This window comes from Streptomyces sp. LS-MS-L19, from assembly GCF_058382285.1.
In genome coordinates this window covers 6,730,978-6,754,936 of the sequence record NZ_JBYCLL010000001.1, presented here as the reverse complement: position 1 = coordinate 6,754,936, position 23,959 = coordinate 6,730,978, and the positions used below count along the sequence as shown (strand labels likewise).

General features: G+C 69.3%; 26 protein-coding genes. 6 read left to right on the top strand and 20 right to left on the bottom strand.

Annotated features, from left to right (window positions below; all coding sequences use genetic code 11):
- Positions 1 to 210: 210 nt before the first annotated feature.
- From AC2XR2_RS30380 to AC2XR2_RS30370, 3 genes are all read right to left on the bottom strand, one after another.
- Positions 211 to 534, bottom strand: coding sequence for an STAS domain-containing protein (locus tag AC2XR2_RS30380; RefSeq protein WP_020136551.1), 324 nt, complete (start codon positions 532 to 534; stop codon positions 211 to 213).
- A 192-nt stretch (positions 535 to 726) separates the two neighbouring features.
- The gene (locus AC2XR2_RS30375; protein WP_123763095.1) at positions 727 to 1,575 is read right to left on the bottom strand and encodes a 3-hydroxyacyl-CoA dehydrogenase family protein; all 849 of its coding nucleotides are present in this window, start codon (positions 1,573 to 1,575) and stop codon (positions 727 to 729) included.
- A 140-nt stretch (positions 1,576 to 1,715) separates the two neighbouring features.
- Entirely contained in the window at positions 1,716 to 2,354 is a 639-nt protein-coding gene (locus AC2XR2_RS30370) for a TetR/AcrR family transcriptional regulator (RefSeq protein ID WP_381302490.1), read from the bottom strand.
- 80 nt (positions 2,355 to 2,434) lie between these two features.
- Between AC2XR2_RS30370 and AC2XR2_RS30365 the strand changes: the two genes are divergently transcribed.
- Genes AC2XR2_RS30365 through AC2XR2_RS30355 form a run of 3 tightly spaced genes read left to right on the top strand, consistent with a single transcriptional unit; the run spans position 2,435 to position 4,563 of the window.
- Entirely contained in the window at positions 2,435 to 3,220 is a 786-nt protein-coding gene (locus AC2XR2_RS30365; RefSeq protein ID WP_491516790.1) for an ABC transporter ATP-binding protein, read from the top strand.
- Between the two features lie 7 nt (positions 3,221 to 3,227).
- Positions 3,228 to 3,977: an ABC transporter permease gene (locus AC2XR2_RS30360; protein ID WP_381302488.1), complete on the top strand. Its 750-nt coding sequence runs from the start codon at positions 3,228 to 3,230 to the stop codon at positions 3,975 to 3,977.
- 13 nt (positions 3,978 to 3,990) lie between these two features.
- The gene (locus AC2XR2_RS30355; RefSeq protein WP_123763092.1) at positions 3,991 to 4,563 is read left to right on the top strand and encodes a cob(I)yrinic acid a,c-diamide adenosyltransferase; all 573 of its coding nucleotides are present in this window, start codon (positions 3,991 to 3,993) and stop codon (positions 4,561 to 4,563) included.
- Here AC2XR2_RS30355 and AC2XR2_RS30350 read toward each other — a convergent pair.
- Entirely contained in the window at positions 4,560 to 5,090 is a 531-nt protein-coding gene (locus AC2XR2_RS30350; protein WP_330264433.1) for a hypothetical protein, read from the bottom strand. The genes AC2XR2_RS30355 and AC2XR2_RS30350 overlap by 4 nt on opposite strands.
- Before the next feature lie 152 nt (positions 5,091 to 5,242).
- On the opposite strand from AC2XR2_RS30350, the gene AC2XR2_RS30345 reads away from it, so the two are divergent.
- From AC2XR2_RS30345 to AC2XR2_RS30335, 3 genes are all read left to right on the top strand, one after another.
- The gene (locus AC2XR2_RS30345) at positions 5,243 to 6,412 is read left to right on the top strand and encodes a sensor histidine kinase (RefSeq protein WP_491516789.1); all 1,170 of its coding nucleotides are present in this window, start codon (positions 5,243 to 5,245) and stop codon (positions 6,410 to 6,412) included.
- Complete coding sequence (locus tag AC2XR2_RS30340) at positions 6,409 to 7,050, top strand: response regulator (protein WP_391195152.1); 642 nt, start codon at positions 6,409 to 6,411, stop codon at positions 7,048 to 7,050. The genes AC2XR2_RS30345 and AC2XR2_RS30340 overlap by 4 nt, the downstream gene beginning before the upstream one ends.
- 119 nt (positions 7,051 to 7,169) lie before the next feature.
- The gene (locus tag AC2XR2_RS30335) at positions 7,170 to 8,990 is read left to right on the top strand and encodes a glycosyl hydrolase family 18 protein (RefSeq protein ID WP_491516788.1); all 1,821 of its coding nucleotides are present in this window, start codon (positions 7,170 to 7,172) and stop codon (positions 8,988 to 8,990) included.
- A 14-nt stretch (positions 8,991 to 9,004) separates the two neighbouring features.
- On the opposite strand, the gene AC2XR2_RS30330 is transcribed toward AC2XR2_RS30335, so the two are convergent.
- From AC2XR2_RS30330 to prfA, 16 genes are all read right to left on the bottom strand, one after another.
- Positions 9,005 to 9,451 (bottom strand): DUF2550 domain-containing protein, encoded by a 447-nt coding sequence (locus AC2XR2_RS30330; protein ID WP_028809448.1) that lies wholly within the window; start codon positions 9,449 to 9,451, stop codon positions 9,005 to 9,007.
- 142 nt (positions 9,452 to 9,593) lie between these two features.
- Positions 9,594 to 9,968, bottom strand: coding sequence for a F0F1 ATP synthase subunit epsilon (locus AC2XR2_RS30325; RefSeq protein ID WP_007384727.1), 375 nt, complete (start codon positions 9,966 to 9,968; stop codon positions 9,594 to 9,596).
- A 133-nt stretch (positions 9,969 to 10,101) separates the two neighbouring features.
- Positions 10,102 to 11,538: a F0F1 ATP synthase subunit beta gene (atpD, locus tag AC2XR2_RS30320; protein WP_381302481.1), complete on the bottom strand. Its 1,437-nt coding sequence runs from the start codon at positions 11,536 to 11,538 to the stop codon at positions 10,102 to 10,104.
- Entirely contained in the window at positions 11,538 to 12,455 is a 918-nt protein-coding gene (locus AC2XR2_RS30315; protein WP_381302480.1) for a F0F1 ATP synthase subunit gamma, read from the bottom strand. Before AC2XR2_RS30315 ends, atpD begins: the two co-directional genes overlap by 1 nt.
- Positions 12,456 to 12,476: 21 nt before the next feature.
- Entirely contained in the window at positions 12,477 to 14,066 is a 1,590-nt protein-coding gene (gene atpA, locus AC2XR2_RS30310; RefSeq protein WP_062027078.1) for a F0F1 ATP synthase subunit alpha, read from the bottom strand.
- A 125-nt stretch (positions 14,067 to 14,191) separates the two neighbouring features.
- Complete coding sequence (locus AC2XR2_RS30305) at positions 14,192 to 15,007, bottom strand: F0F1 ATP synthase subunit delta (RefSeq protein WP_381302479.1); 816 nt, start codon at positions 15,005 to 15,007, stop codon at positions 14,192 to 14,194.
- A complete protein-coding gene (locus AC2XR2_RS30300; protein ID WP_030320299.1) occupies positions 15,004 to 15,555 on the bottom strand; it encodes a F0F1 ATP synthase subunit B in 552 nt (183 codons plus the stop codon). Before AC2XR2_RS30300 ends, AC2XR2_RS30305 begins: the two co-directional genes overlap by 4 nt.
- Before the next feature lie 42 nt (positions 15,556 to 15,597).
- A complete protein-coding gene (locus AC2XR2_RS30295; RefSeq protein ID WP_031040683.1) occupies positions 15,598 to 15,828 on the bottom strand; it encodes an ATP synthase subunit c family protein in 231 nt (76 codons plus the stop codon).
- Between the two features lie 77 nt (positions 15,829 to 15,905).
- On the bottom strand, positions 15,906 to 16,745 hold the full coding sequence (gene atpB, locus AC2XR2_RS30290) for a F0F1 ATP synthase subunit A (RefSeq protein WP_381302478.1): 840 nt from the start codon (positions 16,743 to 16,745) through the stop codon (positions 15,906 to 15,908).
- Positions 16,746 to 16,955: 210 nt separating this feature from the next.
- Positions 16,956 to 17,387: a Cg1360 family ATP-synthase-associated protein gene (locus tag AC2XR2_RS30285; RefSeq protein ID WP_330264441.1), complete on the bottom strand. Its 432-nt coding sequence runs from the start codon at positions 17,385 to 17,387 to the stop codon at positions 16,956 to 16,958.
- A 310-nt stretch (positions 17,388 to 17,697) separates the two neighbouring features.
- On the bottom strand, positions 17,698 to 19,005 hold the full coding sequence (locus AC2XR2_RS30280; protein WP_330264442.1) for an MraY family glycosyltransferase: 1,308 nt from the start codon (positions 19,003 to 19,005) through the stop codon (positions 17,698 to 17,700).
- Positions 19,006 to 19,134: 129 nt separating this feature from the next.
- Positions 19,135 to 20,376 (bottom strand): serine hydroxymethyltransferase, encoded by a 1,242-nt coding sequence (gene glyA, locus AC2XR2_RS30275; protein ID WP_381302476.1) that lies wholly within the window; start codon positions 20,374 to 20,376, stop codon positions 19,135 to 19,137.
- A 102-nt stretch (positions 20,377 to 20,478) separates the two neighbouring features.
- Complete coding sequence (locus AC2XR2_RS30270; RefSeq protein ID WP_330264444.1) at positions 20,479 to 21,150, bottom strand: arsenate reductase/protein-tyrosine-phosphatase family protein; 672 nt, start codon at positions 21,148 to 21,150, stop codon at positions 20,479 to 20,481.
- The gene (locus tag AC2XR2_RS30265) at positions 21,147 to 21,794 is read right to left on the bottom strand and encodes an L-threonylcarbamoyladenylate synthase (RefSeq protein ID WP_062027086.1); all 648 of its coding nucleotides are present in this window, start codon (positions 21,792 to 21,794) and stop codon (positions 21,147 to 21,149) included. The genes AC2XR2_RS30270 and AC2XR2_RS30265 overlap by 4 nt, the downstream gene beginning before the upstream one ends.
- 52 nt (positions 21,795 to 21,846) lie before the next feature.
- The gene (prmC, locus tag AC2XR2_RS30260; RefSeq protein ID WP_123763079.1) at positions 21,847 to 22,692 is read right to left on the bottom strand and encodes a peptide chain release factor N(5)-glutamine methyltransferase; all 846 of its coding nucleotides are present in this window, start codon (positions 22,690 to 22,692) and stop codon (positions 21,847 to 21,849) included.
- A gap of 97 nt (positions 22,693 to 22,789) precedes the next feature.
- Entirely contained in the window at positions 22,790 to 23,866 is a 1,077-nt protein-coding gene (prfA, locus tag AC2XR2_RS30255; protein WP_381302474.1) for a peptide chain release factor 1, read from the bottom strand.
- Between the last annotated feature and the right edge of the window lie 93 nt (positions 23,867 to 23,959).

Sequence of the window (23,959 nt, the reverse complement as noted above, 5' to 3'; positions counted from 1 at the left end):
TGGCCCCTCCCGGCCGGCAGCACACAGCGCTGTCGCTTCTGGTCCGGGCCCGCTGGAAGGGATGCAGGCAGCGGGCGACCGAACCCTAAACCTTCGCACAGTATCTACGACAGCCCGGGGTACCGCGCCGTCCGAGACGTCACAGTCTCGTGAGGATTGGGCGGGAGATGCGTTTCGCCACGCGTGCCAGGCGTTTCGCCACGGGACCGGTCAGACCCGGGGCAGCGACTCCACGCCGATGCCGCCCTCGATGGCCAGGATCCGGTGCAGTCGGGTGGCGACCAGGAGGCGCTGCATCTGCGGCGGTACGTCGCGCAGCACCAGGCGGCGGCCGCAGCGGCCGGCCCTGCGGTGCGCCCCCATGATCACCCCGAGGCCGGTGGCGTCCCAGGAATCCAGCTCGGACAGGTCGAGCACCAGGTCGCCGGCTCCGTCGTCGACGGCCGAGTGCAGGACCGTACGGGCGTCCGCCGCGCTGCGGACGTCGAGGCGGCCCCCGACGACCAGCTCGGCGTGGTCGCCCCTGATGTACATATGCGCTCCCCGTGAGTGCGTGTAGTACTCCACGAATGTGATGTCCAGTGATGACACCTCTGACTGCGTTGAGCGGCCAGAGGTTGCCGTCCGTAAGCGAACCGATACCGAATTCACCCTGAGGTGTGAAACCAGAGGGGCTTGTGCGGTTTCAGTGGTCGTTCAGGCAGTGTCTCGGCGACCGGGGTGGCCTCAGTAGCTGTAGAAGCCCTGCCCGCTCTTGCGTCCGATGTCACCGGCGTCCACCATCCGGCGCATCAGCTCCGGCGGGGCGAACTTCTCGTCCTGGGACTCGGTGTAGATGTTGCCGGTGGCGTGCAGCAGGATGTCGACGCCGGTCAGGTCCGCCGTCGCCAGCGGGCCCATCGCGTGGCCGAAGCCCAGCTTGCAGGCCAGGTCGATGTCCTCGGCGGTCGCGACGCCCGACTCGTAGAGCTTGGTCGCCTCGACGACGAGGGCGGAGATGAGACGGGTGGTCACGAACCCCGCCACGTCCCGGTTGACGACGATGCAGGTCTTGCCGACCGACTCGGCGAACTCCCGCGCGGTGGCGAGGGTTTCGTCGCTCGTCTTGTAGCCGCGGACCAGCTCGACGAGCTGCATCATCGGCACCGGCGAGAAGAAGTGCACGCCGACGACCCGTTCCGGGCGCTCGGTGGCCGCCGCGATCTTGGTGATCGGGATCGCGGAGGTGTTGGAGGCGAGCACGGCGTCCGGGCGCACGATCTTGTCGAGCGCGCGGAAGATCTCGTGCTTGACCTCCAGCTTCTCGAACACGGCCTCGACGACGATGTCGGCGTCGGCGGCCGCGTCCAGATCGGTGGTCGCGGTGATCCGGGCGAGGGCGGCGTCGGCGTCGTGCGCCTCCAGCTTGCCCTTGCTCACGAACTTGTCGTACGAAGCCTTGATGCCGTCGGTACCGCGCTTCAGCGCCTCGTCGGTCACGTCCCGCAGCACCACGTCCCAGCCCGCCTGGGCAGAGACCTGGGCAATGCCGGAACCCATCAAGCCGGCGCCGATGACGGCAAGCTTCCGTGCCACTGTTGCGACTCCCCTTTGAAACGCCTTACGCCCTGTTTACGTTGCCTCTGCGGCGGACACTAGCGCTCGGGAAGGGCTGTGTGACCGGTAAGTAATGCGCGTCACGTCTCATCTGACGGACATCACACCGGCAGGCGTCACTAGTGGTCTCGCACGGCGTAGTTGAGCACCTTATCGCTCAACAACTCCTCCAGGTCGTCGAGAAGCGCGAGTGTCTCTCGTGATACTTCGTCCGGTTCGCGCCCCTTGACCATCTCACGGCCGATGACCGCCATGACGGTGCTGTGGACCCAGCCGATCTGACCGGCGATCAGACCGGGCATCGGATCGTCGGCCGGGGCACCGGTCTCCTCCCGCAGCGCCGTCTCCAGGTTCGCCTCGACCTCCTGGCCGATCGCCCACAGCCGGGAACGCAGCGCGGGCGCATCCTCGATGACCCGCATGAAGGCGGCATATCCGGGCATCAGCCCGACCCTGGGCGAGACCGCCTCGACCTCCTCGCGCAACTCGCGCAGCACCGCGGCGGCGGCCGACTCCCCCTTGCGCCGACCGCCCACCCACCGGGCGAGCCGGTCGACCACCCCGGCGGAGCGGTCGAAGAAGAGGTCCTCCTTGGCCGGGAAGTAGTTGTAGACCGTGTTGACGGAGACGTCGGCCGCCTCGGCGATCTCGGCGACGGTCACGGCGTCGAAGCCCCGCTCGACGAACAGCCCGGTGGCGACGTCCGAGATGTACTGCCGGGTCTGCCGCTTCTTCCGCTCCCTGAGCCCCTCTGCCATGGCCGCATCGTAGCCCGTTCTGGGCTCACTTGAATTTTGGGGTCATTGCAAAATTTAAGGGACTCTGTTTTTCTGGCTCCATGCCAGCAGTCATCAGCGCGGCCGGACTGGCCCGCACCTTCCAGACCAAGCACGGCCCCGTCGAAGCCGTCCGCGGCATCGACCTCACCGTCCACGAGGGCGAGATCCTCGGCCTCCTCGGCCCGAACGGAGCCGGGAAGACCACCACCCTCCGGATGCTCACCACCCTCCTGGCGCCCACCGGCGGCTCGGCCACCGTCGCCGGGCACGACCTCGCGACCGACGCCGCGGTGGTCCGCCGGGTGTGCGGGTACGTGGCCCAGTCGGGCGGGGTGGATCCGCAGATCTCCGTGCGGGAGGAGCTGGTCACCCAGGGGCGCCTGTACCGCCTGACCAAGGACCAGGCCCGGGCCCGCGCCGCGGAGCTGGCCCGGGACCTGGACCTCACCGACCTGCTCGACCGCAGGTGCGGCACGCTCTCCGGCGGTCAGCGCCGCCGCCTCGACATCGCGATGGCGCTCACGCACCGCCCGAAGGTGCTGTTCCTCGACGAGCCGACGACCGGGCTGGACCCCGCCAGCCGCGCCGCCCTGTGGGACCTGGTCCGCCGGTTGCGCGACGCGTACGGCACGACCGTCTTCCTGACCACGCACTACCTCGACGAGGCCGACGCCCTCTCCGACCGCCTGGTGATCGTCGATCACGGCGTGGTCGTGGCCGAGGGCACCCCGAGCGCCCTGAAGCTCCAGAACGGCGGCTCGATCGACGCCCCGCTCCAGGACACCTTCCTCGCGATCACCGGCCGCGGTCCCTCCCCGGCCGACGCCGCCCCCGTAGCCGTATAGGACAGCCATGCTTCTTCACGACACCGCGATCGTCTACGGCCGTTACCTGCGCCAGTCGCTGCGCTCCCGCTTCGCGCTGCTGTTCGGCGTGCTGATGCCGCTGCTGTACCTGGTGTTCTTCGGACCGCTGCTCACCGGTCTCCCGCTGGGCGGAAGGGGCAGTTCCTGGCAGGTCCTGGTACCGGGGCTGCTGCTCCAACTGGGGCTGTTCGGGGCGCTGTTCGCGGGCTTCATGATCATCCTGGAGAACGGCCAGGGCGTGGTGGAGCGGATGCGGGTCACCCCGGTCAGCCGGCTGGCCCTGCTGCTGGGCAGGGTGCTGCGCGAGGCCACCGTCTTCGTCTTCCAGGCGGTGCTGCTGGTACTGGCCGCGCTGGCGATGGGGCTCAGGGCGCCGCTGGCCGGGATCCTGATCGGCTTCGGGTTCGTCGCCCTGCTGACCGTCTCGCTGGCCTCCCTGTCGTACGCGCTGGCGATGAAGGTCCGCACGCCCCAGGAGTTCGGCCCGCTGGTCAACGCGGTGTCGATGCCCTCCATGCTGCTGTCCGGCCTGATGCTCCCGATGACCCTGGGCCCGGCCTGGCTGGACGTCCTCTCGCACTTCATGCCGTTCCGCTATCTGGTGGACGCCATGCGGGACGCCTACGTCGGCGCCTACACGACCGATCACATGCTGTACGGCGTCCTGGTCGCCGTCGGTTTCGCGGTGGTCGCCGTGACGGTGGGCACACGCGTGTTCCGGACGGCCGGGGCGTAACTACGCTGGCCTCATGGTCAATCTGACGCGCATCTACACCAGGACCGGCGACCGGGGCACCACCGCCCTCGGTGACATGAGCCGGGTCGCCAAGACCGATCTGCGGATCTCCGCGTACGCGGACGCCAACGAGGCGAACGCGGTGATCGGTACGGCGATCGCCCTGGGCGGCCTGGAGGAGGAGGTCGTCAAGGTCCTCACCCGCGTCCAGAACGACCTGTTCGACGTCGGGGCCGACCTGTCCACACCCGTCGTCGAGAACCCGGAGTTCCCGCCCCTGCGCGTCGAGCAGTTCTACGTCGACAAGCTGGAGGCGGACTGCGACCGCTTCAACGAGCGGCTGGAGAAGCTCCGCTCCTTCATCCTCCCCGGCGGCACCCCGGGCGCGGCCCTGCTCCACCAGGCCTGCACGGTCGTACGGCGTGCCGAGCGCTCGACGTGGGCCGCGCTGGAGGTCCACGGCGACCACATGAACCCGCTCACGGCGACCTACCTCAACCGGCTGTCCGACCTGCTGTTCATCCTGGCGCGCACGGCGAACAAGGACGTCGGGGACGTGCTGTGGGTGCCGGGCGGGGAGCGTTAGCGCTCGCGCTTGGGGAACAGCGTGTAGCTCCCGGCGATCAGCACGTTGATGCCGATCAGCCACAGCATCCGCTGCTGCCAGGCGCGCAGCGAGTCGGTCTGTCCGTCGCCGACGTACCAGACCGCGGCCTGGAGCAGGACCACGGCGACCACCGCGGCCAGGATCCAGCGGCCCGCGACCTTCCACTCGTGGACGGCGCGGGCCGTGCCGTACTTCGGCGGCTTCACCGGCGGCGGGCCGCCCGCGAACCGGTGGGCGACCCGGGCGTCCGCCCACTTGATCGTCGAATGGCCGAGGCCCACGGTGAAGCCGATGTAGACGGCGGCCAGGCCGTGCTTCCAGTCGGGCTCGGCGCCGTTCTTCAAGTCGATCGCGGTGACCGTGAACAGCACCAGCTCCAGCAGCGGCTCGCACAGCAGCAGGGCCAGCCCGGTGCGCGGCATCCGCAGCCCGTAGCGGAAGGCCAGTCCGGCCGCGAGCAGCACCCAGAAGGCCACCTCGCAGGCGATGATCAGTCCGACGACCACGACACGCTCCCTTCGCTCACCCTTCCAGGCTCACGGAGCTCCCGGTCCCTTTCGTCGTCGGCGGTGACGAGACCGCCGTACATCGAAAGATGCAGTCCAGGACCGTCCCCGGGGATCAGGCGCGGGGCGCGGACAGCGTGTTGGATGGGGTCATGGCCCTCCCCCGCCCGCACCGCTTCGACGTGTACATCGCGGTCGGCGGGCTGCTCGGCGGCCTGCTGCTGGTGGCCATCGGCCTGGCCACCCGGCCGTCCTCCGACCCGATCACCCTCTTCGACGGCCCCTGGCCGGTGCTGCCGCCGCTCGTGGTGATGTCGGGCTGCGAGCTGCTGCGCCGGTCGGCCCCTCGTACGGCCCTGCTGACCGCCACGGTCGCGGTCTGCGCGGACGTCGTGACCCAGGGCAACCTGGCCACCCTCCTGATGTTCACCGACGTGATCTACGCGGCCGTGCTGTACGGCCCGCTCGCCTCGGCCCGCCGTATCCAGTGGATCACCGGGCTGCTGACGGCGGCCGGGACGCTGGTGCCGTTCGCGGTGTGGCGGGAGCCGGAGGCACTGCTGATCGGGGTGGTCGTCGGGGTCGTGGCGTACGCGCCCGCCTCCACCGGCTGGATCGTGCGCAACCACCGGGACGCCGCCGAGGCCGCCCGGCTGCGTGCCGAACAGACCGCGCTGCTCGCCGAGATGGACCGCGCCCAGGCGATCACCGCGGAACGGGCGCGGATGGCACGGGAGTTGCACGACATGGTCGCCAACCACCTGTCGGCGATCGCCATCCACTCCACGGCCGCCCTGTCCATCGACGAACCGGCCACCTCGCGGCAGGCCCTGTCCGTCATCCGGGAGAACAGCGTCGCGGGCCTCGCCGAGATGCGCCGGCTGATCGGCATCCTGCGCGACGCCGGCGGCGACACCGAGCCCGCCGCCGCACCCACCCTCGACGGTCTCGCGGCCCTGGTCGACGGCGCCCGCGCCAACGGCCTGGACGTGTGCCTCGATGCCGACGACCACGGCAAGGTCCCCGCGCCGGTCGAACTCGCCGCGTACCGGATCGTCCAGGAGTCGTTGACCAACGCGCTCAAGCACGCCTGCCCCGGGCGGGTCACGGTCGCCCTCGCCCGCCGGGACGGCTTCCTCGACGTGCGGGTCACCAGCCCCTACGGCCATCGGGACGGCCCCCGGGCCCCCGGCTCCGGCGCCGGACTGACCGGGATGCGGGAGCGGGCCGCGCTGCTCGGCGGCACCTTCCGGGCCGGACCGCAGGGCGCGCTGTGGGCCGTGCACGCCACGCTCCCCCTCTCGGAAGGAGAATCCGCATGATCCGCGTCCTCGTCGCCGAGGACCAGTCCGCCGTCCGCGCCGGGCTCGTCCTCATCCTGCGCAGCGCCCCGGACATCGAGGTGGTCGGGGAGGCGGCGGACGGTGAGCAGGCGGTGGCGCTGGCCCGGGAGCTGCGACCCGACCTGGTGCTGATGGACGTGCAGATGCCGCGGCTGGACGGGGTGTCGGCGACCCGGAAGGTCGTCGAGGAGCACCTCGCCGACGTCCTCGTGCTGACCACCTTCGACCTCGACGAGTACGTGTTCGGGGCGCTGCGGGCGGGCGCGGCCGGTTTCCTGCTGAAGAACACCGAGGCCCGGGAGCTGCTGGAAGCGGTGCGGACCGTGGCGCGCGGGGAGGGGCTGATCGCGCCCGCCGTCACCCGGCGTCTGATCGCCGAGTTCGCCGCCGGGCCCGCGCGGCAGCCGACCGCCGATCCCGGCGTCCTGGACACCCTGACCCGCCGGGAACGCGAGGTGCTCTCCTGCCTCGGGGAGGGCCTGTCCAACGCGGAGATCGCGGTCCGGCTCGACATGGCGGAGGCGACGGTGAAGACCCACGTCAGCCGTCTGCTGGGGAAGCTGGAGCTGCGCAGCCGGGTACAAGCGGCCGTACTGGCGCAGGAGTTGGGTGTCTAGTTGCACCTTGGACGAGAGTGGTCCAGACCTATTGACCCGTGGTCCAGACCTTTCTATTCTCGCGGCACCGTGGGCGTGAGGCTCAGTCACGCCCCAACTCCTCCCCAAGGAGGCGCACGATGCGCTTCAGACACAGAGCCGCGGCCGGTTTCGCGACGCTGTTGCTCCCCTTCGCCGGCCTGGTCGGCCTCGCGAGCCCCGCCCAGGCCGCGACCTCCGCCACCGCGACCTACGCCAAGACCCAGGACTGGGGCACCGGCTTCGAAGGCAAGTGGACGGTGAAGAACACCGGTACCACCAGCCTCAGTTCATGGACCGTCGAGTGGGACTTCCCCTCCGGCACCTCGGTCACCTCCGCCTGGGACGCCGACGTCACCTCCTCCGGCACCCACTGGACCGCCAAGAACAAGTCCTGGAACGGCACCCTCGCCCCCGGCGCCTCCGTCTCCTTCGGCTTCAACGGCGCCGGCGCCGGCTCCCCCGCCAACTGCAAGCTGAACGGCGGAAGTTGTGACGGCGGCACCGTCCCGGGCGACGCGGCCCCGTCCGCGCCCGGCACCCCCACCGCCTCCGACATCACCAACACCTCGGTCAAGCTGGCCTGGAGCGCCGCCACCGACGACAAGGGCGTCAAGAACTACGACGTGCTGCGCGACGGCGCCAAGGTCGCGACCGTGACGACGACCTCGTACACGGACAGCGGCCTGACCGCCGGCACCGACTACTCCTACACCGTCCAGGCCCGCGACACCGCCGACCAGACCGGCCCGGTCAGCGGCGCCCGCGCGGTGCGCACCACCGGCGGCACCACGGAGCCGCCCACCGGGGACAAGGTCAAGCTCGGCTACTTCACCGAGTGGGGCGTCTACGGCCGCAACTACCACGTCAAGAACCTGGTGACCTCGGGCTCCGCCGCGAAGATCACCCACATCAACTACGCGTTCGGCAATGTCAAGAACGGTCAGTGCACCGTCGACGACACCTACGCCGCCTACGACAAGGCGTACACCGCCGACCAGTCGGTCTCCGGCACCGCCGACACCTGGGACCAGCCGCTGCGCGGCAACTTCAACCAGCTGCGCCAGCTGAAGGCCAAGTACCCGCACATCAAGGTGCTGTACTCCTTCGGCGGCTGGACCTACTCCGGCGGCTTCGCGCAGGCCGCCGCCAACCCGGCCGCCTTCGCCAAGTCCTGCAAGGCCGTCGTGGAGGATCCCCGCTGGGCCGACGTCTTCGACGGCATCGACATCGACTGGGAGTACCCGAACGCGTGCGGCCTGACCTGCGACACCAGCGGGGCCGCGGCCTTCAAGAACCTGATGTCCGCGCTGCGCACCGAGTTCGGCTCGAACTACCTGGTCACCGCGGCGATCACGGCCGACGGCTCCAACGGCGGCAAGATCGACGCGGCGGACTACGGCGGCGCCTCGGCCTCGGTCGACTGGTACAACGTGATGACCTACGACTACTTCGGCGCCTTCAACGCCCAGGGCCCGACCGCCCCGCACTCACCGCTGACCTCGTACGCCGGCATCCCGCAGGCGGGCTTCAACTCCGCCGACGCGATCGCCAAGCTGAAGTCGAAGGGCGTCGCCTCCAAGAAGCTGCTGCTCGGCATCGGCTTCTACGGCCGCGGCTGGACCGGCGTCACCCAGGCCGCCCCCGGCGGCACCGCGACCGGAGCGGCACCCGGCACCTACGAGGCGGGCATCGAGGACTACAAGGTCCTCAAGAACTCCTGCCCCGCCACCGGCACCGTAGCGGGCACGGCATACGCCTACTGCGGCACCAACTGGTGGTCCTACGACACCCCCGCGACGATCGCCGGCAAGATGACCTGGGCCAAGAACCAGGGCCTGGGCGGCGCGTTCTTCTGGGAGTTCAGCGGCGACACCGGCAACGGTGAGCTGGTGAGCGCCATCAACAGCGGGCTGTCGTAAATCAGCAGAAAGAGCTAAGCGACATTGACGCGCTGACCGGGCGGGGCTGCCTCCAGCCACGCGAGGAAACCGGTCAGCGCGTCTTCGCTCATGGCGAGCTCGAGACGCGTGCCCCGGTGCACACAGGTCAGGATGACGGCGTCGGAGAGCAGCGCCAGCTCCTCCTCGCCCTCGGGGAGACGGCGGCCCGCCACCTCGATCGCGGCACGTTCCAGGACGCGGCGCGGACGGTAGGCGTAGGAGAAGACGCGGTACCACTCGACCCGGTCGCCGTTGTAGCGGGCGACGCCGTAGCTCCAGCCTTTGCCGCTGGTGTCGGTCTTCTCCGGGACGTCCCAGCGCAGCGAACAGTCGAAGGTGCCGCCGGAGCGCTGGATGAGCCTGCGGCGCAGGCCGAAGACGAACAGCCCCAGCACCACCAGGGCCACGACGATTCCGCACACAGTCAGAGCGAGGACCATCGACACCGACCTCCTCGTCTCCTAGGTACCTTCGATAGGTAACGGAACGGAAAAAACATCCAGATCTGCCTCAGCCGCGACCGGCTCCGGATCGCTCCGGTGCCGGCCGCGGCTGAGTGACGTCATACGGCTCCGCGCTGGTTCAGCGCGCGGTCGCCGCGCGCAGTCGTACGTCCGCGCGACGCTCGGCGGCGGCGTCGCCCTCCGCCTTCGCGCGCTCCAGCTCCCGCTCCGCGCGCTGGACGTCGATCTCGTCCGACAGCTCGGCGATCTCGGCCAGCAGCGACAGCTTGTTGTCGGCGAACGAGATGAAACCGCCGTGCACCGCGGCGACGACCGTCCCGCCGTCGCTCGTGCGGATGGTCACCGGGCCCGACTCCAGCACACCGAGCAGCGGCTGGTGACCGGGCATGACGCCGATGTCGCCGGACGTGGTGCGCGCGACGACCAGGGTGGCCTCGCCGGACCAGACCTCTCGGTCGGCCGCGACCAGCGCGACGTGCAGCTCAGCAGCCAAGGTGGCTCCTCGGGTCACCACCCGGCGGTTGTGCCGGGTGTTGGTTACAAGTCTAGTAGGCAGAAAAGAGGGGGCGGGACGTGCCCCGCCCCCTCAAGCGTGAACCACAGGGTTCACTTCGAACTCAGGGAGTTCAGGAGACGCCCAGCTCCTTGGCGTTGGCCTTGAGGTCCTCCAGGCCACCGCACATGAAGAACGCCTGCTCCGGGAAGTGGTCGAACTCGCCGTCGCAGATCGCGTTGAACGCGGCGATCGACTCGTCCAGCGGCACGTCCGAACCGTCGACGCCGGTGAACTGCTTGGCGACGTGGGTGTTCTGGGACAGGAAGCGCTCGACGCGGCGGGCACGCTGGACGACCAGCTTGTCCTCCTCGCTGAGCTCGTCGATGCCGAGGATCGCGATGATGTCCTGGAGGTCCTTGTACTTCTGAAGGATCCCCTTGACGCGCATGGCGGCCTCGTAGTGGTCCGCGGCGATGTACCGCGGGTCCAGGATCCGGGACGTGGAGTCCAGCGGGTCCACGGCCGGGTAGATGCCCTTCTCGGAGATCGGACGGGAGAGAACCGTCGTCGCGTCGAGGTGGGCGAAGGTGGTGGCCGGGGCCGGGTCGGTCAGGTCGTCCGCGGGGACGTAGATCGCCTGCATCGAGGTGATCGAGTGACCACGGGTCGAGGTGATGCGCTCCTGGAGGAGACCCATCTCGTCGGCCAGGTTCGGCTGGTAGCCCACCGCGGAGGGCATACGGCCGAGCAGGGTCGACACCTCGGAACCGGCCTGGGTGAAGCGGAAGATGTTGTCGATGAAGAACAGCACGTCCTGCTTCTGCACATCGCGGAAGTACTCCGCCATGGTCAGACCGGCCAGGGCCACGCGCAGACGGGTGCCCGGGGGCTCGTCCATCTGGCCGAAGACCAGCGCGGTCTTGTCGATGACGCCGGAGTCCGACATCTCCTCGATGAGGTCGTTGCCCTCACGGGTGCGCTCACCGACACCGGCGAACACGGAGACACCGTCGTGGTTGTTGGCGACGCGGTAGATCATCTCCTGGATGAGCACCGTCTTGCCGACGCCGGCACCACCGAACAGACCGATCTTTCCACCCTTGACGTACGGGGTGAGAAGGTCGATGACCTTGACGCCGGTCTCGAACATCTCGGTCTTCGACTCGAGCTCGTCGAAGTTGGGGGCCTTGCGGTGGATGCCCCAGCGCTCGCCCTCGTACTGCTCGTCGACGTTCAGCACCTCACCGAGGGTGTTGAACACCTTGCCCTTGGTGAAGTCGCCGACGGGCACCGTGATGGAGGAGCCGGTGTCGGTGACCGGGGCCTGGCGGACCAGACCGTCGGTGGGCTGCATGGAGATGGTGCGGACCAGGCCGTCACCCAGGTGCTGGGCGACCTCCAGGGTCAGCGTCTTCAGCTCGCCCTCGTTCGCCGGGTCGGCGACCTCGACGTGCAGGGCGTTGTAGATGTCGGGCATCGCGTCGACGGGGAACTCCACGTCGACGACCGGGCCGATGACCCGGGCGACGCGGCCCGTGGCCGTCGCGGTCTCAACAGTGGTGGTCATTAGCGGTCACTCCCCGCGGTCGCGTCGGCCAGGGCTGCGGAGCCACCGACGATCTCGCTGATTTCCTGGGTGATTTCGGCCTGGCGGGCCGCGTTGGCAAGTCGGGAGAGCGTGGTGATGAGCTCTCCCGCGTTGTCGGTCGCCGACTTCATCGCGCGCCGGGTGGCGGCGTGCTTGGACGCGGCCGACTGGAGGAGCGCGTTGTAGATACGGCTCTCCACGTAGCGCGGCAGCAGGGCGTCGAGGACGTCCTCCGCCGAGGGCTCGAAGTCGTACAGCGGGAGGATCTCGCCCTTGGGCGCGGCCTCCTTGGCGACCTCTTCGAGGCTGAGCGGCAGCAGTCGGTCGTCGAGCGCCGTCTGCGTCATCATCGAGACGAACTCGGTGAAGACGATGTGGAGTTCGTCCACTCCGCCCTCGGCCGTGTCCTTCTCGATGGCCTCGATCAGCGGGCCCGCGACCTTCTTGGCGTCCGCGTACGTCGGCTCGTCGGTGAAGCCCGACCACGACTCCGAGATCTTGCGCTCACGGAAGTTGTAGTGGGCGACACCACGGCGGCCGACGATGTAGACGTCGACTTCCTGGCCCGCGCGCTCGAGACGCGCGGTCAGCTGCTCCGCGGCCTTGATGGCGTTGGAGTTGAAGGCGCCGGCCAGACCACGGTCGCTCGTCAGGAGCAGCACCGCGGACCGCCTGACCGTCTCGGCCTGCGTGGTCAGCGGGTGCTTCGTGTTCGAGCCGGTACCGACCGCGGTCACCGCGCGGGTCAGTTCCTTGGCGTAGGGCGCCGACGCCGCCACCTTGCGCTGTGCCTTGATGACACGCGAGGCGGCGATCATCTCCATCGCCTTGGTGATCTTCTTGGTCGCGGTGACGGATCGGATGCGACGCTTGTAGACCCGGAGCTGGGCTCCCATGAGTCAGGTCCCTTCCTTACGTCACTTGGCGGCGGCCGGGGCGTCCTCGCCGAGAAGCTTGCCGTCCGAGGTCTCGAACTGCTTCTTGAAGTCGGCGATCGCGTCGGCAACAGCGGTGAGGGTGTCGTCCGAGAGCTTGCCGCCCTCCTTGATGGAGGTCATGAGGCCCTGCTCCTTGCGGTGCAGGTACTCCAGGAGCTCCTTCTCGAAGCGGCGGATGTCGTTCACCGGGACGTCGTCCATCTTGCCGGTGGTGCCGGCCCAGACGGAGACGACCTGGTCCTCGGTCGACATCGGCTGGTACTGAGCCTGCTTGAGCAGCTCGACCATCCGCTGACCGCGCTCCAGCTGCGCCTTCGACGCGGCGTCCAGGTCGGAACCGAAGGCGGCGAACGCCTCCAGCTCACGGAACTGGGCGAGGTCGACGCGCAGTCGGCCGGAGACCTGCTTCATCGCCTTGTGCTGCGCGGAACCACCGACTCGGGAGACGGAGATACCGACGTTCAGCGCGGGGCGCTGACCGGCGTTGAAGAGGTCCGACTCCAGGAAGCACTGGCCGTCGGTGATGGAGATGACGTTGGTCGGGATGAACGCCGAGACGTCGTTGGCCTTGGTCTCGACGATCGGCAGACCGGTCATCGAGCCCTTGCCCATGTCGTCGGAGAGCTTCGCGCAGCGCTCCAGCAGACGGGAGTGCAGGTAGAAGACGTCACCCGGGTAGGCCTCACGGCCCGGCGGGCGGCGCAGCAGCAGGGACACGGCGCGGTAGGCGTCGGCCTGCTTCGAGAGGTCGTCGAAGATGATGAGGACGTGCTTGCCCTCGTACATCCACTGCTGGCCGATGGCCGAACCGGTGTACGGCGCCAGGTACTTGAAGCCGGCCGGGTCGGACGCCGGGGCGGCGACGATGGTCGTGTACTCCAGCGCGCCGGCCTCTTCGAGGGCACCGCGCACGGAGGCGATGGTGGAGCCCTTCTGACCGATGGCGACGTAGATGCAGCGGACCTGCTTGTTCACGTCGCCGGAGCGCCAGTTGTCGCGCTGGTTGATGATCGTGTCGACGGCCAGGGCGGTCTTGCCGGTCTGACGGTCACCGATGATCAGCTGACGCTGGCCACGGCCGATCGGGGTCATGGCGTCGACGGCCTTGTAGCCGGTCTCCATCGGCTCGTGCACCGACTTGCGCTGCATGACCGTGGGGGCCTGCAGCTCGAGGGCGCGACGACCGCTGGTCTCGATCTCGCCGAGGCCGTCGATCGGGTTGCCGAGCGGGTCGACGACACGGCCGAGGTAGCCCTCGCCGACGGCCACGGAGAGGACCTCACCGGTACGGGAGACCGGCTGACCCTCCTCGATGCCGCTGAACTCACCGAGGACGATGGCGCCGATCTCGCGCTCTTCCAGGTTGAGCGCGAGGCCGAGGGTGCCGTCCTCGAACTTCAGCAGTTCGTTGGCCATGGCCGAGGGCAGACCCTCGACCTTCGCGATGCCGTCGCCGGCAAGGGTGACCGTACCGACCTCCTCGCGCGAGGCCGCGTCCGGCTTGTACGACTGGACGAAGTTCTCCAGCGCGTCCCGGATCTCCTCCGGCCGGATCGTGAGCTCCGCCATCTGGGTTCCCTGCTCTCCTTGTTGGGCCCGAAGTTTCACTTTGGGGGTCTGGGGGCGACCCCCAGGATTCTTCATGTACGGCCCAACCAGGGCCGTCGTCCGTACGTACTGCTATGAAGTTGCTGCTAGCCCGCCACGCGGCGGCCGGCGTCCTCGATGCGGTCCGCGATCGAGCCGTTGATGACCTCGTCACCGACCTGCACCCGGATCCCGCCGAGGACCTCGGGGTCCACGTCGAGGTTGAGGTGCATCTGGCGGCCGTAGAGCTTGGCCAGGGCACCGCCCAGGCGCTGCTTCTGCCGGTCGCTCAGCGGAACCGCCGAGGTGACGACGGCCACCATGCGGTCCCGGCGCTCGGCGGCGAGCTTGGACAGGGACTCCAGTCCCGACTCCAGGCTACGTCCCCGGGGCGCGGCCACAAGGCGCGTCACCAGACGCTCGGTCGTCGCGTCGGCACGGCCGCCGAGCAGGCTGCCGAGCAGCTCGCGCTTGGCCGCGGCCGTCGCGGAGCGGTTGGTCAGTGCGGCGCGCAGCTCGGTGTTCGAGGTGACGATCCGGCCGAACCGGAACAGCTCGTCCTCGACGTTGTCGAGCTTGCCCCGCCGCTGCGCGGCGGTGAGGTCGGCGATGTTCGCCAGCTCCTCCAGCGCGTCCACCAGGTCGCGCGACTGCGACCAGCGGGAGCGCACCATGCCGGCGACGAGGTCCGCGGCGGGGCCGCCGACCTGCGTACCGATCAGACGCTGGGCCAGTTCGGCCTTGGCCTCGCCGGCCTGCGCCGGGTCGGTCAGGACCCGACGCAGCGACACCTCGCGGTCGAGCAGCGCGGTGACGGCGGCCAGCTCGTCGGCGAGCGAGCCGGCGTCCACGGACGTGTTGTCCGTCAGCGCGTCGAGACGCTCGCGTGCGGCTGCCAGGGCCTCGCGGCTCGCTCCGTTCATCGCGCGGCCTCGGCCTTCTCCTCGAGGTCATCGAGGAAGCGGTCGATCACGCGGGACTGGCGGGCGTGGTCCTCGAGGGACTCGCCGACCAGCTTGCCAGCCAGGTCGGTGGCGAGCTTGCCCACGTCCTGGCGCAGCGCGGAGGACGCGGCCTTGCGGTCGGCCTCGATCTGCGCGTGACCGGCGGCGACGATCTCCTCGCGCTGCCGCTGGCCTTCCGCGCGCATCTCGGCGATGAGCGTGGCGCCCTGCTCCTGAGCCTCCTGGCGCAGGCGCGCGGCCTCGTGGCGGGCCTCGGCGAGCTGTGCCTTGTACTGCTCAAGGACGCTCTGGGCCTCGGTCTGCGCGGCCTCGGCCTTCTCGATACCGCCCTCGATGGCCTCGCGACGCTCTTCCAGAACCTTGTTGATGGTCGGGAGGAGCTTCTTGGCGAGGAAGCCGAAGACGATGACGAAGGCGATCAGGCCGATGACGAGCTCCGGCCACGGCGGAATGAGGGGATTCTCCTTCTCCGCCTCGGCCGCCAGCTGAACCAGTGCGTGGTTCACATCAGTGCCTTTCGTCGAATGGGGCTGTCGTCGTGGTTCGTCTTAGTAGACGAACGGCATGACGAGGCCGATGAGGGCCAGCGCCTCACAGAACGCGAAGCCGAGGATCTGGTTACCGCGGATGAGGCCGGCCGCCTCGGGCTGGCGGGCGAGGGCCTGGGTGCCGTTGCCGAAGATGATGCCGACGCCGACGCCCGGGCCGATCGCGGCGAGGCCGTAACCGATGGAGCCGAGGTTGCCTTCGACCGCAGCGAGGGTCTGGAGAGCGGACATGCCGGTTCTTCCTTCTCTTTCAGTGACCGGTGGGGGTTGGCCACCGGATGTCTCTGGGGGTGTGGCGGGGGCGGTGCTCAGTGGTGCTCGGCGAGCGCGCCCTGGATGTAGGTGCAGGTCAGGAGGACGAAGACGTACGCCTGGACCGCCTGGATGAAGAGCTCGAAGGCCGTCATCACGATGACCATCACGAACGAGACGCCGGAGTAGGCGATGCCGATGCCGTTCAGCATGTACCAGCTGGCGATCGTGAAGAGCAGCAGCAGGGTGTGGCCGGCGAACATGTTCGCGAAGAGTCGCACCGCGTGCGTGAACGGACGGACCAGCAGGTTCGAGAAGAACTCGATGACCATGGCGAGCGGGAGCACCGCGCCGAGCGACTTGTCGTAGCCCGTCACGTTCTTGAAGAAGCCGACGAAACCGTGCCGCTTGAAGGTCAGCGAGACCCAGGTGACGTAGACGATCGCGGCCAGGACCGCCGGGTAGGCGATGATCGACGTCACCGGGAAGGAGGCGACCGGGATGATCGACCACAGGTTCAGCATCCAGATGAAGAAGAACAGCGAGACGGCGAGCGGTACGTACTTCTCGCCCTCCTTCTTGCCGATCGTCTCGTAGACGACACCGCGGCGGACGAAGTCGTAGCCGGCCTCGGCGATCATCTGGAGCTTGCCGGGGACCATCTTCGGGCGGGCGAACGCGGCCCAGAAGAAGCCCACGATGATGACCGAGCCGAGCAGGGCCAGCAGCATCGGCTTGTTGAAGTAGAGGCCGTTGCCGTCGGCGTCGCCCCAGAGGGGCTCGAACATGAACGAGTGCAGGCCCGGAGCCGGGAAGCCACACCCGTCGAACAGGTGACAGCTCGTGTCGAAAGCGAGCGTCTGCGTCGGGTCAGCACTCACCGCGGGCTCCTTCATCGTGGCGCATAGGTACGGCAACCTCGTTGTGTCGGCGCGGCGGTAGGCCGCGGTTCGGCACGGGACTGGTGTAACGGATGTGGGGGCGGCCGGGGGGCATCGAGCCTCGCGTTCGAGCAGGCGTCAGCTCGGATGCCCGCGCCCGCGATGCCGCAGTTGGCACCGGACGATAGCAGGGTCTCTCGGTCGCATTTATCCCGGCCCTACCTCTCACGACGAGTGCCCGGTTTTTTCGGACTTGGTGTCCGAATCGGGTTCGACGTAGAGGATCTTGGACTTCATGTGGGCGCGTGTCTGGGCGGCGATCCAGGTCAGGGTGCCGACGACGAGCGTGAGAGCGAAAGCCTTCGGGTGGAACAGCGTGGTGTTCTTGAACGCGGCCAGGAAGACGAACAGCAGCAGGATCTGAGCCGCGTAGAGCATCAGGCCCATCGCCTGGAAGAGGTGCGGAAGCGATTTGGCAGTGCGCTGCAGGACGTAGAGGCCGATTCCCATGAAGAGGATGACGACCAGCGTCGCCACACCCGCCCCGATCGCGCCCTTGCCACCGGCGACCACACCACTGACGACGGCGGCGACAGCGCCGACGGCAGCCGTGGGCACGGCGGCCTGAGCCAGGATCCGGACGTCATTGGACGGCATGGCGGCAACTCCGCTTTCAAAGGGGGGGGGGTGTGTCGTCATGGACGAGCGTAGTCCCGGGCTGAGAGTGACCCTCACGCCAAGGGACCGTCGCACTACGGTCCTTCGGCTCTGCCCCGGGTTCTCGTGAACCGTATCACAAACTATTTGATGCGGTCTTTACCTAGATGGTGTGCCAGCTGTCACACATGAGAGTGAAGACGCGCGTTCGTGCAGAAACACGGTCGAGTTGTCTGGTATAAGGGCGGTTTGTCGCCCCGCCGAACTCCCACGCGTTGGCAATGCTTTAGTCAGATTCTTACCTTGGCCGTCAGCGCGACGTCTCGGCCTTACGCCTCTCCGGCACCCGCGAACGGGCCCCCAGAGCGGTCGCGCCGTTGACACCCGCCACCCCCACGGCGACCGGGGTGCGCTGCTCCACCTCCACCGGCTCGGCGACCACGGGACGCCTGCGGCGGCGGTAGCGCGGCGGCACGAAGGCCTGGGCCCACATCGGGGCGCGCGGGGTGAAGCGCGGCAGGAGCAGCAGGACGAGCCCGATCGCGCTGAGGAACACCACACCGAGCACGATCCACATGGACGCCGAGTTCACCGAGTAGGCGAGCGAGCCGAACGCGATCAGCGCCGACCAGAAGTACATGATCCACACCGCCCGGCTGTGCGAGTGCCCGATCTCCAGGAGCCGGTGGTGCAGATGGCCGCGGTCGGCGGCGAACGGCGACTGACCCCGCCAGGTGCGGCGCACGATCGCCGAGATCAGGTCGGCGGCCGGCACCGCGATGATCGTCAGCGGTAGCAGCAACGGGATGTAGACGGGGACCGTCTGGTGCACGGCCGCCTTCTCGGACCCGGCGAACAGCTTCAGGGCGTCCGGGTCGATCTGCCCGGTGATGGAGATCGCGCCGGCGGCGAGCACCAGGCCGATGAGCATCGAGCCGGAGTCGCCCATGAAGATCCGCGCCGGGTGCATGTTGTGCGGCAGGAAGCCCAGGCACATGCCCATCAGGATCGCCGAGAACAGCGTGGCCGGGGCGGCCGCCTCGATGCCGTACGAGTACCAGATGCGGTAGGCGTACAGGAAGAACGCCGCCGCCGCGATGCACACCATGCCGGCCGCGAGGCCGTCGAGGCCGTCGACGAAGTTCACCGCGTTGATGGTGATGACGACCAACGCGACCGTCAGCAGGGTGCCCTGCCACTGCGTCAGCGCGACCGAGCCCACGCTGGGGATGGGCAGCCACAGGATCGTCAGGCCCTGCATGACCATCACGCCGGCGGCGATCATCTGGCCGCCGAGCTTGATGAGCGCGTCGATCTCGAACTTGTCGTCCAGGACGCCGATGAGCCAGATCAGGGCGGCACCGGAGAGCAGCGCGCGCGGCTCGTTGGACTTGGTGAAGACCTCGCTGAGGTTGGTCAGGTGGTCGGCGACCAGCAGCCCCGCGCACAGTCCGAAGAACATGGCGATACCGCCGAGTCGCGGAGTCGGTTCCCGGTGCACGTCACGGGCCCTGATCTCCGGCATCGCTCCGGCCACGATCGCGAACTTCCGTACCGGCCCTGTCAGCAGATACGTCACCGCGGCCGTGATGCAGAGCGTCAGCAGGTATTCACGCACGGGCTTCCCCACAGGTCTCGCTGGCCATCTCAGCACCACACCCTAGCGACGGACGCATATGGTTGTGGACTTCCGGGTAGCGACGATGGTTGCACGTGTGGCTGTGCACGCAGGTGCGAATACCCCCGCTCAGCCGGGATACGGCGGAAATCCGTCGACCAGGTCCCGGACTTCTTCACGTGCCGAGGCGTTGTCGGTCCCCCCGCGCACCACCCCTGCGAGCAGGGCGGCGATCCTCTGCATCTCCTTCTCGCCCATGCCCTGGGTGGTGACGGCGGCGGTCCCCAGACGCAGTCCGCGGGTGTCGGCGTGAGGTAGCGCACAGCAGTCGAGCACCAGGCCCGCGGCCGCGAGGCGTCCCCTGGCGGTGCGTCCGTCGACGCCGAGGGGTGCCGGGTCGGCCGTCACGAGGTGGGTGTCGGTCCCGCCGGTGGTGACGACGAACCCCTCCCCCGCGAGGCCGGCCGCCAGCACGCGCGCGTTGGCGACCACCTGATGGGTGTACGCGGCGAACGCCGGTGTCGCCGCCTCGCCGAACGCGACCGCCTTCGCGGCGATGGTGTGCATCTGCGCGCCGCCCTGCGTGAACGGGAAGACGGCCCGGTCCACCCGCTCGGCCAGCTCGCTCCCGCACAGGATCATCCCGCCGCGGGGACCGCGCAGCACCTTGTGGGTGGTGGCGCAGACGATGTCGGCGTACGGCACCGGACTGGGCGCCGCTCCCCCGGCGACGAGCCCGATGGGGTGGGCGGCGTCGGCGATGAGATAGGCGCCCACCTCGTCGGCGACCTCGCGGAAGAAGGCGTAGTCGAGGTGGCGGGGGTAGGCGATGGAGCCGCACACGATGGCCTTGGGCCGGTGGCTGAGGGCGAGGGCGCGCACCTGCTCGTGGTCGATGATCCCGGTCTCCGCGTCGACGCCGTAGGGGACGAAGTCGAACCAGCGGCCCGAGAAGTTGGCGGGCGAGCCGTGGGTGAGGTGGCCGCCGTAGGGCAGGCCGAGGGCGAGGACGGTGTCGCCGGGGCGCAGCAGGGCGGCGTAGGCGGCGAGGACCGCCGAAGAGCCGGAGTGGGCCTGCACGTTGGCGTGTTCGGCGCCGAAGAGGGACTTGGCCCGGTCGACGGCGAGGCGTTCGGCGACGTCGACGATCTCGCAGCCGCCGTGGTGCCGGGCGCCGGGGTAGCCCTCGGCGTACTTGTTGGCGAGCGGGGAGCCGAGCGCGGCCAGCACCGCGGGCGAGCAGAAGTTCTCGGCCGCGATCAGCTGCAGCGTCGAGGACTGCCGGTCGAGCTCCCCGAGCAGGATCTCGGCCAGCTCGGGGTCCTGCCGCGCGAGGACGTCGGCGGTCTGGGGCGCATGGGTGACCGACATGGTGGACTCCGGGGCGTCGACGATGACGTACACCCAATGTAGGCCGGGGTGGTCGGGGACGCCCCGTTGTTGCACCCGTGCGGGCCTGTGCTCCCCCGGCATCTAGGTGCGGGCGGGCACCCCCGTCAGCGCCGTCACCACCGGGTCCAGCGCCTCGTGTATCTCGTCGCCGATGGAGCGGAAGAAGGTCAGGGGGGCGCCGTACGGGTCGAAGACCTCGTCGGCCTCGGCGGTGGGGGCCAGGAGCCACCCGCGTAGAGCCGCCGCGGCGCGGACCAGGGCCCGTGCGCGGACGACCAGGCCGTCCTCCAGGGGCGGCAGGGTCGCCGGGTCTATCGCCTTCACCAGGCGGGTGAACTCCTTCAGGGTGAAGGTGCGCAGGCCCGCCGAGTGGCCCATGGAGATGACCTGCTGGCGGTGGTCGCGGGTGGCGGTCAGGACCAGGTCGGCCATGATGACGTGCTCGTCGAGGAGCTCACGCCCGGTGAAGCCGGAGGCGTCCGCGCCGAAGTCGGCGAGCACCGCCTCCGCGTTGGCCTCCATGGGCGCGCCCTCGTGGCCCCAGGTCCCCGCGCTCTCCACGACGAGCCCGCCCCACAGCGGGTCGCCGAGCCGGTCCGCCAGGGCATGCCGGGTCAGCCGCTCGGTGATCGGCGAGCGGCACACGTTGCCGGTGCTGACGTGGAGGATGCGGAAGCTGTCCCGCGGGAGCCCCGTGAAGGTCCGCGTCTCTTCCCCGTCCCATATGCCACGCCCCGCGTCAGGGGCCGTCAATTCGCCACCTCGAGGTCGGGTACGACCTTCCTGAGCTCGTCCGCGGAGATCGCGCCCGCGCGCAGCAGCAGCGGCACCTCGCGGGTGACGTCGACGATCGAGGAGGGGACGTTGCCGGGGGTCGGGCCGCCGTCGAGGTAGACGGAGACCGAGTCGCCCAGCATGTCCTGGGCGGCGTCACAGGTCTCCGGGGACGGGTGGCCGGTCAGGTTCGCGGAGGAGACCGCCATGGGGCCGACCTCGGTCAGCAGTTCGATGGCGACCGGGTGCAGGGGCATGCGCACGGCGACCGTGCCCCGGGTGTCGCCCAGGTCCCACTGGAGGGACGGCTGGTGCTTGGCGACGAGGGTGAGCGCGCCCGGCCAGAAGGCGTCGACCAGCTCCCAGGCCAGCTCGGAGAAGTCGGTGACGAGACCGTGGAGGGTGTTCGGGGAGCCGATCAGCACGGGGGTGGGCATGTTGCGGCCCCGGCCCTTGGCCTCCAGGAGGTCGGAGACGGCCTCGGAGGAGAACGCGTCGGCGCCGATGCCGTACACCGTGTCGGTCGGGAGGACCACGAGCTCGCCACGGCGGACGGCGGACGCGGCTTCGCGCAGACCGGTCGTGCGGTCGGTCGCGTCGTTGGTGTCGTATCGCCGTGCCATATCTAGCGGGCCTCCTCGTACACGTACTGCTCTGAAGTCATCGGGAAGTGGCTCACGGCATCGCCTTGCGGGCCGTCGCGAACCGGGGGCGGTTGTTGAGGTCGGGGTGGTCGGCCGCGTCGGCCCAGCCCCGCTCCTCGGTGAAGATCCACGGCACCTGGCCGCCCTGGGTGTCGGCGTGCTCGATGACGACGACACCGCCGGGGCGCAGCAGCCGGTGCGCGGTGCGCTCCAGGCCACGGATGAGGTCGAGGCCGTCCTCGCCGGAGAACAGGGCGAGTTCGGGGTCGTAGTCCCGCGCCTCGGGGGCGACGTACTCCCACTCGGTGAGCGGGATGTAGGGCGGGTTGGAGATGACCAGGTCGACATGGCCGTCGAGGTCCGGGAAGGCGTCCAGGGCGTTCCCCTGGCGCAGGTCGACCCGGGACCCCTCGACGTTCTTACGGGTCCACTGGAGGGCTTCCTCGGACAGCTCCACGGCGTGCACGCGGGAGCGCGGGACCTCCTGGGCGAGCGCCAGCGCGATCGCGCCGGAGCCGGTGCACAGGTCGACGATGCACGGCTCGACGACGTCCATCGCGCGCACGGCGTCTATGGCCCACCCGACCACGGACTCGGTCTCGGGCCGGGGCACGAACACCCCGGGGCCCACCTGGAGTTCGAGGTAGCGGAAGTAGGCGAGGCCGGTGATGTGCTGGAGCGGCTCGCGCTGCTCACGGCGCGCGATGGTCTCCCAGTAGCGGGCGTCGAAGTCCGCGTCCTTCACGGAGTGCAGCTCGCCCCGCTTCACGCCGTGCACGAACGCGGCGAGCTCCTCCGCGTCGTTGCGCGGCGAGGGCACGCCGGCGTCGGCCAGCCGCTGGGTGGCCTGGGCCACCTCTGCGAGCAGCAGGTTCACGCAAGTCCTCCGTGTCGTACTCGGTCGTGCGTACGTACCTTAAGGCGGTGCCTCCCGGGTCGGGCCGGGATCACGGGCCCTGCCACCTGGCGCGGTCCTACGCGGCCGCCAGCTTCGCCGCCGAGTCCGCGTCGACGCAGGCCTGGATCACCGCGTCGAGGTCGCCGTCCAGGACCTGGTCCAGGTTGTACGACTTGAAGCCGACGCGGTGGTCCGAGATGCGGTTCTCCGGGAAGTTGTACGTGCGGATCTTCTCGGAGCGGTCGACGGTGCGGACCTGGCTGCGCCGGGCGTCGGCGGCATTGCGCTCCGCCTCCTCCTGCGCCGCCGCGAGCAGCCTGGAGCGCAGGATACGCAAGGCCTGCTCCTTGTTCTGCAGCTGGCTCTTCTCGTTCTGGCAGGAGGCGACGACCCCGGTGGGGATGTGCGTGATGCGCACCGCGGAGTCGGTGGTGTTGACGGACTGTCCGCCGGGCCCGGAGGAGCGGTAGACGTCGATGCGGAGGTCGTTGGGGTTGATCTCGACGTCGACCTCCTCTGCCTCGGGGGTCACGAGGACACCGGCCGCGCTCGTGTGGATACGGCCCTGGGACTCGGTCGCCGGCACCCGCTGGACGCGGTGCACCCCGCCCTCGTACTTGAGACGGGCCCACACGCCCTGGCCGGGCTCGGTCGCGCCCTGGCCGCCCTTGGTCTTCACGGCGACCTGGACGTCCTTGTAGCCGCCCAGCTCGGACTCGGTGGAGTCGATGATCTCGGTCTTCCAGCCGACGCGCTCGGCGTAGCGCAGGTACATGCGCAGCAGGTCGCCCGCGAACAGCGCGGACTCGTCACCGCCGGCACCGGCCTTGATCTCGAGGATGACGTCCTTGTCGTCGGACGGGTCCCGGGGCACGAGCAGCAGCCGCAGCTTCTCGGTCAGCTCCTCGCGGGTGCGCTCCAGCTCCTTGACCTCGGCCGCGAAGTCCGGGTCGTCGGCGGCGAGTTCCTTCGCCGTCTCGATGTCGTCGCCGGTCTGCTTCCAGGAGCGGTACGTGGCTACGATCGGGGTGAGCTCGGCGTAGCGCTTGTTCAGCTTGCGCGCGTTGGCCTGGTCGGAGTGGACCGACGGGTCGGCGAGCTTCTTCTCCAGGTCGGCGTGCTCACCGAGGAGTTCCTCGACGGCCTCGAACATCTCTGGCTCCTGTACTGCGGACGAAAGGGGAAGGCGTGCGACCAAAAACGCCGGTCCCGGCGCACTCCGAGGAGTGCGGCGTGGACCGGCGCT

Coding starts and splice junctions, on each gene's coding strand:
- AC2XR2_RS30315 (WP_381302480.1), bottom strand. CDS start 12,455: ATGGGAGCCCAGCTCCGGGTCTACAAGCGTCGCATCCGATCCGTCACC.
- AC2XR2_RS30370 (WP_381302490.1), bottom strand. CDS start 2,354: ATGGCAGAGGGGCTCAGGGAGCGGAAGAAGCGGCAGACCCGGCAGTAC.
- AC2XR2_RS30295 (WP_031040683.1), bottom strand. CDS start 15,828: ATGTCCGCTCTCCAGACCCTCGCTGCGGTCGAAGGCAACCTCGGCTCC.
- AC2XR2_RS30340 (WP_391195152.1), top strand. CDS start 6,409: ATGATCCGCGTCCTCGTCGCCGAGGACCAGTCCGCCGTCCGCGCCGGG.
- AC2XR2_RS30345 (WP_491516789.1), top strand. CDS start 5,243: ATGGCCCTCCCCCGCCCGCACCGCTTCGACGTGTACATCGCGGTCGGC.
- AC2XR2_RS30305 (WP_381302479.1), bottom strand. CDS start 15,007: ATGAACGGAGCGAGCCGCGAGGCCCTGGCAGCCGCACGCGAGCGTCTC.
- prfA (WP_381302474.1), bottom strand. CDS start 23,866: ATGTTCGAGGCCGTCGAGGAACTCCTCGGTGAGCACGCCGACCTGGAG.
- AC2XR2_RS30265 (WP_062027086.1), bottom strand. CDS start 21,794: ATGGCACGGCGATACGACACCAACGACGCGACCGACCGCACGACCGGT.
- atpA (WP_062027078.1), bottom strand. CDS start 14,066: ATGGCGGAGCTCACGATCCGGCCGGAGGAGATCCGGGACGCGCTGGAG.
- AC2XR2_RS30335 (WP_491516788.1), top strand. CDS start 7,170: ATGCGCTTCAGACACAGAGCCGCGGCCGGTTTCGCGACGCTGTTGCTC.
- AC2XR2_RS30365 (WP_491516790.1), top strand. CDS start 2,435: ATGCCAGCAGTCATCAGCGCGGCCGGACTGGCCCGCACCTTCCAGACC.
- atpB (WP_381302478.1), bottom strand. CDS start 16,745: ATGAAGGAGCCCGCGGTGAGTGCTGACCCGACGCAGACGCTCGCTTTC.
- atpD (WP_381302481.1), bottom strand. CDS start 11,538: ATGACCACCACTGTTGAGACCGCGACGGCCACGGGCCGCGTCGCCCGG.
- glyA (WP_381302476.1), bottom strand. CDS start 20,376: ATGTCGGTCACCCATGCGCCCCAGACCGCCGACGTCCTCGCGCGGCAG.
- AC2XR2_RS30355 (WP_123763092.1), top strand. CDS start 3,991: ATGGTCAATCTGACGCGCATCTACACCAGGACCGGCGACCGGGGCACC.
- AC2XR2_RS30360 (WP_381302488.1), top strand. CDS start 3,228: ATGCTTCTTCACGACACCGCGATCGTCTACGGCCGTTACCTGCGCCAG.
- AC2XR2_RS30380 (WP_020136551.1), bottom strand. CDS start 534: ATGTACATCAGGGGCGACCACGCCGAGCTGGTCGTCGGGGGCCGCCTC.
- AC2XR2_RS30330 (WP_028809448.1), bottom strand. CDS start 9,451: ATGGTCCTCGCTCTGACTGTGTGCGGAATCGTCGTGGCCCTGGTGGTG.
- AC2XR2_RS30285 (WP_330264441.1), bottom strand. CDS start 17,387: ATGCCGTCCAATGACGTCCGGATCCTGGCTCAGGCCGCCGTGCCCACG.